Origin of the sequence: Vibrio fujianensis (genome assembly GCF_002749895.1) — a bacterium.
GTDB classification, from domain to species: domain Bacteria; phylum Pseudomonadota; class Gammaproteobacteria; order Enterobacterales; family Vibrionaceae; genus Vibrio; species Vibrio fujianensis.
In genome coordinates, this window is the sequence record NZ_NBUS01000035.1 from 48020 (window position 1) to 62343 (window position 14324).

General features: G+C 47.2%; 12 protein-coding genes. 6 read left to right on the plus strand and 6 right to left on the minus strand.

All coding sequences use genetic code 11. The features are described from left to right. A partial coding sequence (locus B7C60_RS02245; protein WP_245868427.1) for a Tex family protein occupies positions 1–2285 on the minus strand: 2285 nt, incomplete at its 3' end. Positions 2286–2303: 18 nt separating this feature from the next. Further along, positions 2304–2975: a hypothetical protein gene (locus B7C60_RS02250; RefSeq protein ID WP_099610240.1), complete on the minus strand. Its 672-nt coding sequence runs from the start codon at positions 2973–2975 to the stop codon at positions 2304–2306. Between the two features lie 136 nt (positions 2976–3111). On the opposite strand from B7C60_RS02250, the gene greB reads away from it, so the two are divergent. Together greB and B7C60_RS02260 are read left to right on the plus strand one after the other, a co-directional pair. Beyond that, positions 3112–3603: a transcription elongation factor GreB gene (gene greB, locus B7C60_RS02255; protein ID WP_099610241.1), complete on the plus strand. Its 492-nt coding sequence runs from the start codon at positions 3112–3114 to the stop codon at positions 3601–3603. A gap of 23 nt (positions 3604–3626) precedes the next feature. Then, the gene (locus B7C60_RS02260) at positions 3627–4625 is read left to right on the plus strand and encodes a LacI family DNA-binding transcriptional regulator (RefSeq protein ID WP_099610242.1); all 999 of its coding nucleotides are present in this window, start codon (positions 3627–3629) and stop codon (positions 4623–4625) included. Here B7C60_RS02260 and edd read toward each other — a convergent pair whose 3' ends face one another. Together edd and B7C60_RS02270 are read right to left on the minus strand one after the other, a co-directional pair. Next, complete coding sequence (gene edd / locus B7C60_RS02265) at positions 4626–6437, minus strand: phosphogluconate dehydratase (protein ID WP_099610282.1); 1812 nt, start codon at positions 6435–6437, stop codon at positions 4626–4628. Positions 6438–6448: 11 nt separating this feature from the next. Continuing rightward, positions 6449–6973, minus strand: coding sequence for a gluconokinase (locus B7C60_RS02270; protein WP_099610243.1), 525 nt, complete (start codon positions 6971–6973; stop codon positions 6449–6451). Positions 6974–7131: 158 nt separating this feature from the next. Between B7C60_RS02270 and B7C60_RS02275 the strand changes: the two genes are divergently transcribed. From B7C60_RS02275 to envZ, 4 genes are all read left to right on the plus strand, one after another. Next, positions 7132–8505, plus strand: a complete 1374-nt coding sequence (locus B7C60_RS02275) for a GntP family permease (RefSeq protein ID WP_099610244.1) — start codon at positions 7132–7134, stop codon at positions 8503–8505. Positions 8506–8514: 9 nt separating this feature from the next. Next, positions 8515–9123: a bifunctional 4-hydroxy-2-oxoglutarate aldolase/2-dehydro-3-deoxy-phosphogluconate aldolase gene (locus B7C60_RS02280; protein WP_099610245.1), complete on the plus strand. Its 609-nt coding sequence runs from the start codon at positions 8515–8517 to the stop codon at positions 9121–9123. Positions 9124–9332: 209 nt separating this feature from the next. Then, positions 9333–10055 carry an osmolarity response regulator transcription factor OmpR gene (ompR, locus tag B7C60_RS02285; RefSeq protein WP_099610246.1) on the plus strand — a complete coding sequence of 241 codons (723 nt, stop codon included), beginning with the start codon at positions 9333–9335 and terminating at the stop codon, positions 10053–10055. A gap of 97 nt (positions 10056–10152) precedes the next feature. After that, positions 10153–11460: a two-component system sensor histidine kinase EnvZ gene (envZ, locus tag B7C60_RS02290; protein ID WP_099610247.1), complete on the plus strand. Its 1308-nt coding sequence runs from the start codon at positions 10153–10155 to the stop codon at positions 11458–11460. 156 nt (positions 11461–11616) lie between these two features. Here the strand turns inward: envZ and B7C60_RS02295 are convergent, their stop codons facing one another. Beyond that, positions 11617–13017, minus strand: a complete 1401-nt coding sequence (locus tag B7C60_RS02295; protein ID WP_099610248.1) for a uracil-xanthine permease family protein — start codon at positions 13015–13017, stop codon at positions 11617–11619. A 222-nt stretch (positions 13018–13239) separates the two neighbouring features. Then, positions 13240–14324, minus strand: a 1085-nt coding sequence (locus B7C60_RS17585) for an ATP-dependent DNA helicase RecG (RefSeq protein ID WP_245868429.1), incomplete at its 5' end; no start/stop codon positions are given.

The following is a 14324-nucleotide window of genomic DNA, read 5'->3' on the forward strand; positions in this document are numbered from 1 at the left end:
CCACTCATGGCACCAGCGTTGGCTTTTTCATTGTGTCGAGTCGGTTTTATCTGACGAGGCGAAGCTTCTGAACGAGATGAAGCGCGAGTTGCCCGCGCTGAATGTTGCCCGGGCTCATCATTTAAACGCATAGACAGAGCGATTCGCTTACGCTGCGTATCAACTTCCATCACTTTTACTTTGACAATATCGCCCGCTTTAACCACTTCTCTCGGGTCAGAGACAAAGCGATCGGTGAGTGCTGAAATATGCACTAAGCCATCTTGATGGACGCCAATATCGACAAAAGCACCAAAATTAGCCACATTCGACACCACCCCTTCGAGCACCATGCCAATTTCTAAGTCTGCAACACGATTAACGCCTTCCGCAAAGGTCGCGGTTTTGAACTCAGGACGGGGATCTCGCCCCGGTTTATCCAGTTCTTTAATAATATCGGTGACCGTTGGAACACCAAAGAGATCGTTGGTGTAATCAACCGCATGGAGTGAACGAAGGAAGTCACTATGTCCAATCAGTGACTTGAGCGCTTTATGATTTTTTTCCGCAATCATTTTTACCACTGGATAAGCTTCGGGGTGAACCGCGGAAGCATCCAGAGGATTTTTTCCATCCATAATGCGCAAAAAGCCCGCGCACTGTTCAAAGGCTTTAGGCCCAAGGCGAGGGACTTTCTTCAAGGTGTTGCGGCTATCAAATCGGCCATTCTCATCGCGATAGTGAACAATATTTTGCGCTAGAGTGGCTGATAACCCAGCGACACGTGTTAGCAGGGCGGCTGATGCGGTATTAACATCGACCCCGACGGCGTTAACACAATCTTCTACCACTGCATCAAGGCGTTTTGCCAGTAAAGTCTGGCTCACATCATGTTGATATTGACCGACACCAATCGACTTCGGATCAATTTTGACCAACTCGGCCAATGGATCTTGCAAACGACGAGCGATGGAAACTGCGCCTCGTAGTGAAACATCCATATCTGGAAATTCTTTTGCGGCCAGCTCGGAGGCTGAGTACACGGAAGCTCCCGCCTCACTGACCATTATTTTTTGCACTTTTAACTGCTCACGTTTAATTAAATCGGCGACCAAGCTGTCTGTCTCTCGTGAGGCGGTTCCATTGCCAATTGCAATCAAATCAACATGATGTTTTTTGACCAAAGTGGCGAGCGTTTGCAACGCGCGATCATATTGATTCTGGGGTTGGTGAGGATAAATGGTTTCGGTGGCAAGCACTTTACCTGTTGCATCCACCACCGCAACTTTACATCCGGTACGCAAACCGGGATCGAGACCGAGTGTTGCTCTTGGGCCGGCAGGCGCGGCCATCAATAAATCTTTAAGATTGGTGGCAAATACATCAATGGCTTCGAGTTCCGCTCGCTCTTTCATCGCCCCCATTAATTCTGTTTCCATATGCATCGACACTTTAATTCGCCATGCCCAACTGACCACCTGTTTACGCCAAGAATCTGCCGGTGCTTGGCTCAGCGCCAAACCGTAATGTTCTGCAATCAGGGTTTCACAATAGGCGTGGCGAAGCGTCTCTTCTTGTTCTGGGTCTGCATTCACGCTTAAAGTTAAAAAACCTTCATTACGACCACGCAGCATAGCTAAAGCTCGGTGCGACGGCACTTTGCTGATTGGCTCGCGGTGGGCAAAATAATCTTTAAATTTTTCACCTTCTTGCTCTTTACCACTGACAACTAACGACACAATCTCAGCATGGCGTTGGAGGTACTGACGAATTTTTCCGAGTAAGTCGGCATCTTCCGCAATACGTTCCATAATAATAGCTCGAGCACCATCAAGGGCCGCTTTGGCATCGGTAATACCTTGGTTGGGGTTTAAGTAGCGGTTGGCTTCTTGTTCTGGGTCAACATCGGCGTGTTGCCATAAGCGTTCCGCCAGAGGTTCAAGCCCAGCCTCAATGGCAATTTGTCCTTTCGTGCGTCGCTTAGGTTTGTAAGGCAGGTAGAGATCTTCTAAGCGAGTTTTATTCTCGGCGCTGAGAATTGCTTGCTCTAATTGAGGTGTTAACTTACCTTGCTCTTGAATCGATTTGAGAATCGATTGGCGACGATCTTCCATCTCTCGCAGATAAGCTAGGCGGCTATCTAAGTGGCGCAGTTGCGTATCGTCTAAACCGCCCGTCACCTCTTTACGGTAGCGGGCAATAAAAGGGACGGTGTTACCGTCATCAATTAGGGTTACAGCGGCGATTACTTGTTCGGAGCGAACATTTAGCTCCTCGGCAATCTGTTGGCAGATAGCTTGGCTCATCCGTCGTCTCTTTGTCTATCAATGATGTACGGATTGTACGTAGCCAGGCATCGGCTGCAACGTCTTTTCTGTGATTGGATGATTTTTAACGTAATTTAGACAAGCGGAATAAAAAATAAAACTATAGCCTAGCAGTTCTAGCCCTTCTTGTAGGGCATTTTTGAAGCCATGTACATAGGCATCACCCATGATACTCATCCAAAATAGGCTACCGCTACCAAATACTCGACTAAAAATAAGCAAAATTAATAAACCAATAAGTAAAAAAGGGTAGGCTTTGGTGTGAGTAAAATTAGCCATGGGTTGTAACACGGAGCCTTGGCAGCGAAAGACAGCATAACCAATAGCAACAACAGCGCATAAGATTGCAGGAATAAGCCAGAAACCATGCCAAATGAGATCAAAAAACTGATCAAGTTCGCGAATAACAACGCAGAAGAAAAATCCAGCTACAAGAGTATAGAAGCCGCGTTGTTGTGGTAATTTGTAGGCTAGTTTTGTAAATAATAGTGCACTGATTAAGGCAAAGAGTTCTTGGGTAATTTCGGTAGCTCCAATTTCTGGTACACCGTGTTGGAAAATGTTGAGATCCACATAGACCATGATGGGAGCCAGTAAGGTTAAGAAAGTCAGTAATAGAGCTTCTAGAATGTGTCGCTGAACCGTTTGCCTGGCGGTGAGTTGTTTCATTGGCGGATCCTAGTTGTGGAGAAAGCGTAGTCGATTATTATATGAACGCTGTTTTTAATTTCAATATTTTTCGTGAGGTTTATCACGAAAATGAATTATTTTAATTTCTGTAATCACCTTGTCCTGGGAGTCAATAGTGAAAACCAAACTCATCACTCGCGCGGGTTATAATCAGCTTAAACAAGAGCACGATCATCTATGGCATGAGAAGCGTCCGGAAATTACTAAGATCGTGACGTGGGCAGCCAGCCTTGGTGACCGCTCAGAAAATGCCGATTACACCTTCAATAAACGCTTACTCCGGCAAATTGATCGTCGTGTTCGTTATTTGCGTAAGTTATTACCAGAGTTAACCATTGTCGATTACTCCCCTCAGCAAGAAGGGCGAGTCTTTTTTGGTGCTTGGGTAGAAATAGAGAATGAAATGGGCGAGAAAAAAACCTTACGCATCGTTGGGCCAGAAGAAATTTATGGTGAGGCGAAAGGTTATATCTCGATTGATTCTCCAATGGCACGAGCCTTGTTAAAAAAACAAGTGGATGACGAAGTCACGGTAAAAACGCCAACTGGTGATAAACTCTGGTTTATTAATGCTATTCGTTATGAGAAAGAGTCCACCAACCGATAAGATAGGTTGGGGCTAGGAACCGTATGCAAAAGAAAACAAGACCCACTTTGCAAGATATTGCCGATCAGGTTGGTATGACCAAAATGACGGTTTCACGCTATTTGCGTGACCCCAGTTCAGTGGCAGAAAAAACGCAAAAAAAAATATCTCAAGTAATTGAAAGTATAGGTTATATTCATAACCGCGTGCCCTCTATTATGTCTAAATCCTCTAGTCGGGCGATTGGGATTATATTACCGTCACTATCGAATCAAGTGTTTGCTCACCTAGTACAAGGTATTGAAGAGGTCACTCAAGCGGCGGGGTACGATACCTTAATTGCCCATACCGGTTATAACGTGCAGGTTGAAGAAAACAAAATTGCCGCTTTTCTCTCTTATCGGGTCGATGCGCTGATTTTAACCGAAACCAACCATACCGAACGCGCGTTACAAATGCTTAAATCCGCCGGTATTCCGGTCGTGGAAACGATGGAGATCCCCTCTCAGCCGATTGATATGGCGGTCGGGTTGAATCATGAACAGATCTCTTATGAAGTGATACAGCAATTGATCGCCAGAGGTCGAAAAAAAATCATCTATTTAGCGGCTCGGTTGGATACTCGAACAAAACTGCGGATGCAAGGCTATCAGCGTGCGATGGAGGAAGCGGGGCTTTTGCCCATCCAAGTCTCTACCGGAGAGCATTCTAGTTTTACCTTGGGCGGCGAGTTATTACAGCAGGCGCTCGAGCAATATCCAGATATGGATGCGATTTTCTGTACCAATGATGACCTAGCCATTGGTGCCATGATGTATTGTTCTCATCATGGTATTGCGGTGCCTCAACAAATTGCTGTGGTGGGATATAATGCGCTCGACATTGGTCAGGCCATTATTCCTAAATTAACCAGTGTTGAGACTCCGCGTTTTGCGATTGGTAAAAAAAGTGCCGAGCTATTGCTGACGGCACTGTCGGGTCAATCGGTTGAGCCTAAAGTGTATGATTTAGGTTATCGCTTAACCCCGGGTGCAAGTTGGTAATCATGGCTCAAGTGGAGCAAAGAGAAAGCTAGCCCCTTGATCGGCAGGCGTGACGTGTTGACGCGCGATCGTGAACAGTTCACGCCCCCAGCTCTGCTGTTCTTGTTCGGTGAACGGAAGGGGAGGCTGGCGGTCTGCTAACGAGACTAAGCAAGTTAATTCACCATTTTTCGCATCCAACCGTAAGCGATCACCATCACGAAGTAACCCGATTGCTCCTCCGCGTAATGCCTCTGGTGAAACATGTATTGCGGCTGGAATTTTACCTGATGCACCAGATAAACGGCCGTCGGTTACTAATGCCACTTGGTAACCTGCTTTTTGCACATTCCCCAGAATGGGCATCAGCTTGTGTAATTCCGGCATGCCATTGGCTGCTGGCCCACTATAACGAACCACGACAATACAATCTTGATTCAGCTCTCCAGCTTGATATGCCGCTTCGACATCATGTTGTGAGTCAAACACCTTGGCCGGAGCTTCAATGCAATGATGCTCAGGTTTTACCGCAGAAATTTTAATCACCGCTTGCCCGAGGTTGCCTTTTAATACCTTAATCCCCCCGCTTGTTTGAAATTGTTGATTTTTAGTTGCGATCACTTGTGGATCGTGGCTCTCTTGGCAGGCTTGCCAATGCAGTTGCCCATCAATGAGCGTTGGACGAGTTAACTGGTCGCTAAATTGGCCAAAAGCAGGCGTGACATCACAGTGCAACAAATGCCGCTCGTGTAAACGCGTCATCAACATGGGAACGCCCCCCGCTTGCTCGAAGGCATTGATATCGGCCGTTCCATTTGGGTAAACATTGGTCAACAAAGGCACGACTTGAGATAAATCGCTCATATCTTGCCAAGTGAGAATCAAGCCAGCTGCTCGAGCTAACGCCACCAAGTGAATGGTATGGTTGGTGCTTCCGCCTGAAGCCAAAAGAGCGATTAAGCCATTAACCAGGCTTTTTTCTGTCACCACGTGGCAAAGCGGACGATAATTCGGTGTGCCCGGTGCCATTGCGGCAATGGCCTGAGCAGCATATTCAGTTAATGCGTGACGAAGAGGGGTGTTGGGGGCTACAAACGCCGAACCAGGAAGCATTAAGCCCATTGCCTCAAAGACTAATTGATTGGTGTTTGCGGTACCGTAAAAGGTGCAGGTGCCCGGTGAGTGGTAGGAGCTACACTCCATTTCAAGCAATGCATCTCGGCCCACTTGCCCAGCACTATATTTTTGCCGAATATCGACTTTTTCTTCATTACTGATCCCGGTTGACATTGGGCCAGCGGGAATAAATGCCGTAGGGAGATGAGCATAACTGAGTGCTCCCATTAATTGTCCCGGTGCAATTTTATCGCAAATGCCAAGTAACAGTGTGCCGTCAAACATGTTGTGGCTGAGTGACATAGCCGTCGCTTGCGCAATCAGATCACGGGAAAATAGCGACATATCCATCCCTGGTTGACCTTGAGTGACACCATCGCACATTGCAGGAACCCCACCGGCCACCTGTGCCGTATGGCCGCAAGTTTTGAGTGCAGCTTTAATTCGTGCAGGGTAATCTTGATAAACTTGATGTGCACTGAGCATGTCATTATAGGCTGTAATGATCGCCAAATTGGCTTTGGTTAAATCCAGAATCTGGGATTTTTCATTCTGACAAGAGGCGGCAATAGCGTGCGCTAAGTTGCCACAGGATAAGCTTGCCTTTCCTTTCCCTTTGGCCCGTTGTTGCTCTGTCCGGTCTAAAAATTCTTGACGCAAAGCTTGGCTTCGGGCCGCGATACGTTCTGTGACAGCGAATACCGTTTTATCTAACATGATTGCGTTATCTAACATGATTGCGTCTCCCGTTGTTGTAGCGCGGCGATGGCCTGTTCGACGACACCATCAATATCTCGAGCAATATTGATGGTAAGCACATCTTTTTCTTCTGCGCTTGGCCGTTGTAAAGTCGCAAACTGGCTGTCTAACATGTCGCTTTTCATAAAATGCCCTTGACGTGCACGCATTCGCTCGATAATGAGCGATTTATCGCCATCAAGAAATAGGAAAGTTACATGTTGGTTGCCTTCTCGAATCTGATCGCGATACGCTTTTTTCAATGCTGAACAGACGATAATGCCTTGTTCACTTTTATTTTCTAAGCTGAAAGCGGCATCGCGGATGCGCTCTAGCCAAGGTGCTCGGTCATGATCATTGAGGGGTTCACCACGGCGCATTTTTTCAATATTTGCCCGAGGATGAAGATCATCGCCATCAATAAATTTTGCGCCAAGGCGTTGGGCGATCAATGCGCCAATTGTACTTTTTCCGCAACCACTGACGCCCATCACAATAATGCTATTACCCGTCATAGCGACTCCTTATTGCGAGATCTGAGCCAGATCTCAATTTTGAACTTTGCCGTAAAAATTGACTTTATCTTAGTGTTGTTATCGGTAACATGTTACCCGTAACTTTTAGATTTGTGAACTAAGACACAAACATCCTATCCTTGATAAAGGTGAACAACATGGAACAACTTGCACATAGCCCTACCTATCTATTACTGATAGCTGCCTGCGCCATCCTTGCGTTGTTGGTGCTGATAATGAAGTTAAAAGTACACGCTTTTGCGTCGCTCACTTTAGTGAGCTTTGGTACCGCGCTTGCGACCGGAATTCCTGCTGAAAAAGTCGTCCCCAGCATGATGTCCGGCTTTGGTGGTACCTTAGCCTCCGTAGCACTACTGGTTGGCCTTGGTGCCATGATCGGCAAAATTTTAGAAGTGACCGGCGGCGCAAAAGTGCTCGCCGATACATTAATCGGTCGATTTGGTGAACAACGCGCCCCATTAGCTCTCGGGGTCGCATCCCTGATGTTTGGTTTTCCGATCTTTTTTGATGCTGGCTTAATCGTCATGATGCCGATTCTGTTTAGTGTGGCGAAACGATTCGGAGGCTCTCCGCTGAAGTATGCGTTACCTGCCGCAGGGGCATTTGCGGTTATGCATGCTTTTGTACCGCCTCATCCAGGCCCAGTCGCGGCAGCCGAACTGCTTGGTGCCGACATCGGTTTACTGCTGGTTGTCGGATTACTGGTGGCTATTCCTACTTGGTATTTAGGGGCTTATCTCTTTGGTTTATATTGTGGTGAGAAATTTAACATTCCACTCTCTAAAGCGTTTTTAAACACCGAAGTGATGTTTAAAGATCCCTCCGATCTACCAAAATTTTCGACCGTACTATTAATTTTGGTGTTACCCGTGTTACTCATTTTCATGGACACCGGGCTCAATACCTTAGCGGTAGCAGGGATGATTGATGGTCAAAATCCTCTGGTCGGTTTTTTACGCATGTTGGGTAAAACACCGATAGCGCTGCTCATCACCTTATTAGTTTGCCTGACAACCTTTGCCGGTAAATACGGTATGAGTAAACTAGAAAAACTGTGTACCGATGCATTGGCTCCGATTTGTGCGGTGATTTTGGTTACCGGTGCGGGAGGGATGTTTGGTGGTGTTCTGCGTGCCAGCGGTATTGGTCAAGCGTTGGCCGACGTACTAGCACACACCGGAATGCCGGTGATTGTTGCTGCCTTTGTTATTTCAACTTGTTTGCGGGTTGCACAAGGCTCAGCAACGGTTGCCTTAACGACTACCGCCGCGCTGATGGCCCCGATTGTCTCGCAAACGACTGGTTTGTCTGAACTGGATTTATGCTTTATCGTGATCGCCATCGCGGGTGGGGCAACGGTATTGTCACACTTTAATGATTCAGGGTTCTGGTTAGTCTCTCGCTTACTTGAGATGGATGAGAAAACCACACTCAAAACTTGGACAGTAATGGAAACTCTGCTTGGTAGTATCGCGTTTATTATTGTCGCGACCCTAAGCTTTATTTTGTAAGGTGGATCTATGATTACTCTTGAACAACGATTAGCTGAGATAAAAGTTGTCCCAGTTATTGCGATTAACGATGCCAAACAGGCGGTTCCATTAGCTAAAGTCTTGGTGGAGAACGGCCTACCCTGTGCCGAAGTCACGTTTCGCACTGAAGCGGCAGAAGCGTCAATTCGGTTGATGCGTGAAGCGTATCCAGAGATGTTAATTGGTGCAGGCACCGTATTGACAACAGAACAAGTGGATAAAGCACAGCAAGCCGGTGCTGATTTTATTGTCAGCCCAGGGCTAAACCCAACCACAGTGAAATATTGCCAGCAGCGACGCATTGCGATTGTCCCTGGGGTCAATAATCCAAGCTTAGTTGAACAAGCAATGGAAATGGGGTTAACCACATTAAAGTTTTTCCCTGCTGAACCTTCTGGTGGCATTGCGATGCTTAAATCACTGGCGGCTGTTTATCCGGTGCGGTTTATGCCAACCGGTGGTATCAACCCCGGTAACGTGCAAGATTACCTTGCTTTAAGCTCCGTTGTGGCGTGTGGTGGAACATGGATGGTGCCGACTGAACTGATCGACCGCGGTGACTGGGATGCGTTAGCGCAACTGATACGCGAACGATAATCGAGCAAGCCAACCGTAAGGTTGGCTTTTTCTCTAATGTCAATAGACCCTAGCGACGTCGATGTCGCTTTTTTTGTCAACCATCTACGCTATGATATTGATAAGTAATAAATGCTAACAATTCTTTGAGTGGCTCGCCGACAAACAGTGTTACATTTTGAGTGATAAACCCGTTTGGGTGGCCTCTCTTTTTCGTGGGATCTGTGAACATGCAAGAAAATTATAAAATCTTAGTGGTTGATGATGATGCACGCTTACGTGCACTGTTAGAGCGCTACCTATCTGAACAAAGCTTTCAAGTCCGGAGTGTGGCAAACAGTGAGCAGATGGATCGTTTACTCAAGCGGGAAACCTTTCATCTAATGGTGTTAGATCTGATGCTACCGGGAGAAGATGGCCTCTCGATTTGTCGCCGCTTGAGAAATGCCAACAACACCATTCCCATTTTAATGCTTACCGCAAAAGGGGATGAAATTGATCGCATCGTTGGGCTTGAAGTGGGTGCCGATGACTATCTACCCAAACCCTTTAACCCGCGAGAGTTACTGGCACGTATTAAAGCAGTTTTACGTCGTCAAGTCATTGAAGCACCGGGCGCACCGAGTGCCGATGATACCATTGTCGAATTTGGTGAATTTCGGCTCAATTTGGGCACACGAGAAATGTTTCGTGGTGATGAGCCTATGCCGTTAACTTCAGGAGAATTCGCCGTACTCAAAGCGCTGGTCACCCACGCTCGTGAGCCGATGTCGAGAGACAAATTAATGAATATGGCACGAGGGCGAGAATATTCTGCAATGGAGCGCTCAATTGATGTGCAGATTTCACGTTTAAGACGGATGCTAGAAGTGGATCCCAGTAAGCCGCGTTACATTCAAACCGTATGGGGCTTAGGCTATGTCTTTGTTCCTGATGGAAAATCAGCCAGTTAATTGAACGAAAAGCCAGTGGTGTGACTGGCTTCTCCAGCGGACCGATGCGGCATCTGCCGTGGTACTCCTTTTCTCCCCCATTGATTGTAGGTGCCTTATGCGCATTCGCAGCTCCTTTACCCAAACGTTATTACTCTTTTTTACTTTGTTGATTGCTAGCCAAGCCTACTCCTACTATGCATTAATCAACTACGCCATTATCCCCAGTTTGCAGCAGTTTAATAAAATTCTTAGCCATGAAATCAGCCTGATGTTGGATGACTCGTTTAGCGAGTTAGACCATGAATTGGATACCTCAATGCGTTTACGAGTGCTGGAAAAACTGGGCGTTGAATTATTCCATGCTGACAGCTCGGCAGGAGAGCAATTTCAGCGGGCGATCAGCATTGACTTAATGAGTGAAGAGATGAGTAAAGAGCTGGGCTCATTCACGCAAGTTCGTATGGGGGTAGGCAAAGAAAGCTATATTTTATGGATGAAGATCGAAGCACTACCAGACAAAATATTACGGATTCCTCTTTCTGAGCTGAGAGAAGAGGATTTTGCCCCATTATTTCGTAATAGTATTGTGGTGGCGATTTTCATTCTAGTCGGAGGTTGGTTATTCATTCGCTTACAGAATCGCCCATTGAGCCTGTTAGAAAAAGCCGCCCTCTCGGTGGGACGCGGTGAAATTCCGCCACCTATTGCCGAAAAAGGGGCCAGCGAAATCCGTGCGGTCACTCGGGCTTTTAATCAAATGTCTCAAGGCATTCAAGCATTAGAAGAGGATCGGGCACTACTGATGGCCGGGATCAGCCATGATTTAAGAACGCCATTAACACGTATTCGCTTAGCCACCGAGATGATGTCACCAGAAGATAGCTACTTAGCGGAAGGGATCATTAGCGATACTGAAGAGTGCAATGAAATCATCAGCCAGTTTATGGACTATTTAAAACCGGTCGATAAGCAGACGTTTCAATCGGTCGATTTAAATGACATTGCCAGTGATGTCGCGTGTTCTGAAGGTGGATATGAAGTGCAGATCGATGCGCAATTATCACAAGACATTGAGCCAGTGTTTGGCAACCCGATTGCGATTAAGCGGGCGGTCAGTAATTTAGTGGTTAATGCCCTGCGCTATGGCAATGGCTGGGTGCAAGTGAGCACTGGGATCACCGCAGATAAAAAAATGGCTTGGGTGTGTGTGCAAGACAATGGCCCAGGGATTGAGCCCAGCCAAGTCAATAAAGTGTTTGAACCCTTTATTCGTGGCGATACCGCTCGAGGAAGTGAAGGCACCGGACTTGGGCTGGCGATTGTAAAACGGATTGTAAGCCAGCACCATGGTGCGGTGGTGCTCAATAACCGTGCCGAAGGCGGCTTAAAAATTCAACTCAGTTTCCCAACCCAATCTCGTTAGATTATTGAAGCGGTTGCCCAGAACAACCGGCTTGGGGGAAGGTGCGAGATGTTCTAATTGGGTTTAAATATTAAGCGTCATCAAGTTTATTGACTATCATGTGAAGAAAGTACAGTTATCCTCGGTGACGCGAGCGCGGTAAGCATTGCGGGCATTTTATTCTTGCTCTAGGGCTTGCTCGGTTATGGTTGCTTTAGCGCGAGCGTTATGCTCGGGTAACAGCAAGTTAAGCACAATGGCGGTAATGCCACCTGCGGCGACGCCAGATGAGAAAATACTCTTAATAAACTCGGGCATAAATTGCAGAATTTCTGGTTTTTGTGCAATACCTAAGCCCATTGAAAACGACAGAGCCATAATCAAAATCGCACGTCGGTCGAGGTCAACGCGAGAAATAATTCGTACCCCGGCTGCGGCAATGGTGCCGAACATCACAATGGTGGCTCCCCCGAGTACCGGCTCTGGGATCAGTTGTACAAAACTTGCCACTCCGGGAAATAAACCCAGTAAAACCAACATTGCGGCAATAAAGTATCCGACATAACGGCTGGCGACACCGGTGAGCAAAATTACCCCATTGTTTTGGCTAAACGTGGAATTAGGAAAACTATTAAAGACAGCCGCTAGGGCCGAGTTCAGGCCATCGGCCAAGACGCCGCCCTTAATCCGTTTCATATAAATTGGGCCTTTGACCGGCTCGCCAGACACTTCCGATGTGGCGGTAATGTCTCCAATTGCCTCTAACGCGGTGATCAAGAAAATAAGAACTAAAGGAATAAATAACGACCAATCAAAACTGAGCCCGTACTGCATTGGGATCGGCAGCGCCATCAAGCTACTTTGTGGCTTTTGGCTGGTATCCACCATGCCCATCAAGTAAGCCATGATATACCCCACCACCATGGCAATCACAATCGAAGCGACTCGGACATAAGGGTTTCGGGCGCGATTTAAGATCACAATCAAGGCCAATACGGTGCCCGCTAACGCTAGCTTATCTAAACTGCCGAACGTGCCATCACTTAATGCGGCATAACCACCGCCGATAGAGACAAGGCCAACTTGCACCAAGGTTAAGCCGATCAAGGTTACCACAATACCGGACACTAATGGGGTGATGATACGTTGGGCAAACTGCAAAATGCGCGAGAGCAAAATTTCCGCAAAAGAGGCGACTAAAATGGTACCAAAGATGGCCGCCATCATGCTGGAGATATCGGCACCACCAGCTTTTAACGCTAAACCTGCGCCAATAATTGGGCCTAAAAAGTTAAAGCTGGTGCCTTGAATAGAGAGCAAACCGGAGCCAATCGGGCCGAAGGTGCGAATCTGAATAAAGGATGATAAGCCAGACGCAAACAGCGACATGCTAATGATGGTGTTGGTTTGATCCGCAGGAACCCCTAGTGATTGACAAATAATCAAGGACGGTGTGATGACCGCAACAAACATGGCAAGCAAGTGTTGCAGTGCCGCAAATAGGGTTTGTGGTAGAGGTGGACGATCATTTAATTGATAGATCAAGTCCGATTGGCGTGAAGCGTGTGGCTGACTCATGGTGTTATTCCTATCGTGTCTGGCTGAGTGCGCTGAATGGGCAGTCACCGTCGAGTTGAGTGTTTACCTGTGATTGCTGTTAATCAGGCTCAACTCTGAGTGTTAATAACCATCAGGTTATTTTGGGCGGCGATTATAGAGGTTTTTATCAAAAAAGCAAACGATTGCTTTTGGGCGTTGATCCCTTGCTCTGTTATGGTGGGTAAAAGTACGCCACCGCAATTAGGCTTTGGCGTAAACGTCTCGTTCTGCTAACCAACGCTCAATAATCGCTTTCGCATTGGTGGGATAGTGATCGTGAATATGACGCGCAAGGCGTTGTACTTCAGGAATCAGCGATTGATCGCGAATTAAATCGGCAATTTTAAAATCGGCTAGGCCGGTCTGCTTGGTGCCCAAGAGTTCGCCCGGGCCTCGAATCTCTAAATCGCGCTGCGCGATAACAAAACCATCATTGCTTTCGCGTAATACGCCAAGGCGTTTTTGAGCGGTTTTTGAGAGTGGGGCGTGGTAAAGCAAGACGCAATGGCTGGCGACAGAGCCTCGTCCGACTCGGCCACGTAATTGGTGCAGTTGTGCTAATCCTAAGCGCTCTGGGTTTTCAATGATCATTAAACTGGCATTTGGGACATCGACCCCAACTTCGATAACGGTCGTCGCGACCAGTAGATGCAGTTGGTTGTCCTTGAAGGCTTGCATAACTTGCTGTTTTTCAGCTGCTTTCATTCGCCCATGAACTAAACCAATATTGAGTTCGGCTAATTGTTGCTGCAGTTCTTGTGCGGTATCGGCAGCCGCTTGTGCCTCCAAGACTTCTGATTCATCAATTAAAGTACAAACCCAATACGCTTGTTTATGTTCGTTAAGGCAAGCGTGTCGAACCCGTTCAATGATATCTGCGCGTTTGGTGTCTGGAATCGCCACGGTCTGAATCGGTGTTCGACCGGGAGGCAGTTCGTCAATCACTGAGGTTTCTAAATCGGCGTAAGCAGTCATGGCTAAGGTGCGAGGAATGGGTGTGGCGGTCATAATTAACTGATGTGGATACGCTCCTTGTTTAGCGCCTTTCTCACGCAGCTCAAGACGTTGATGGACACCAAAGCGGTGTTGCTCATCAATAATCACTAACGCGAGTTGATGAAACGCCACTTGCTCTTGAAAGAGCGCATGTGTGCCCACCACCATTTGCGCCTCACCACTGGCAATGCGGGCAAGTTCAGTTTGTTTGGCTTTACCTTTCAATTTACCCGCTAACCAGCCGACAGCAATACCCATCGGTTCAAGCCATTGGCTAAAATTAATCGCGT

Excerpts from the sequence above, each read along its gene's own strand:
- ompR (WP_099610246.1), top strand. The coding sequence starts at position 9,333 with ATGCAAGAAAATTATAAAATCTTAGTGGTTGATGATGATGCACGCTTA.
- envZ (WP_099610247.1), top strand. The coding sequence starts at position 10,153 with ATGCGCATTCGCAGCTCCTTTACCCAAACGTTATTACTCTTTTTTACT.
- edd (WP_099610282.1), bottom strand. The coding sequence starts at position 6,437 with ATGTTAGATAAAACGGTATTCGCTGTCACAGAACGTATCGCGGCCCGA.
- B7C60_RS02260 (WP_099610242.1), top strand. The coding sequence starts at position 3,627 with ATGCAAAAGAAAACAAGACCCACTTTGCAAGATATTGCCGATCAGGTT.
- B7C60_RS02275 (WP_099610244.1), top strand. The coding sequence starts at position 7,132 with ATGGAACAACTTGCACATAGCCCTACCTATCTATTACTGATAGCTGCC.
- B7C60_RS02295 (WP_099610248.1), bottom strand. The coding sequence starts at position 13,017 with ATGAGTCAGCCACACGCTTCACGCCAATCGGACTTGATCTATCAATTA.
- B7C60_RS02250 (WP_099610240.1), bottom strand. The coding sequence starts at position 2,975 with ATGAAACAACTCACCGCCAGGCAAACGGTTCAGCGACACATTCTAGAA.
- B7C60_RS02270 (WP_099610243.1), bottom strand. The coding sequence starts at position 6,973 with ATGACGGGTAATAGCATTATTGTGATGGGCGTCAGTGGTTGCGGAAAA.
- B7C60_RS02280 (WP_099610245.1), top strand. The coding sequence starts at position 8,515 with ATGATTACTCTTGAACAACGATTAGCTGAGATAAAAGTTGTCCCAGTT.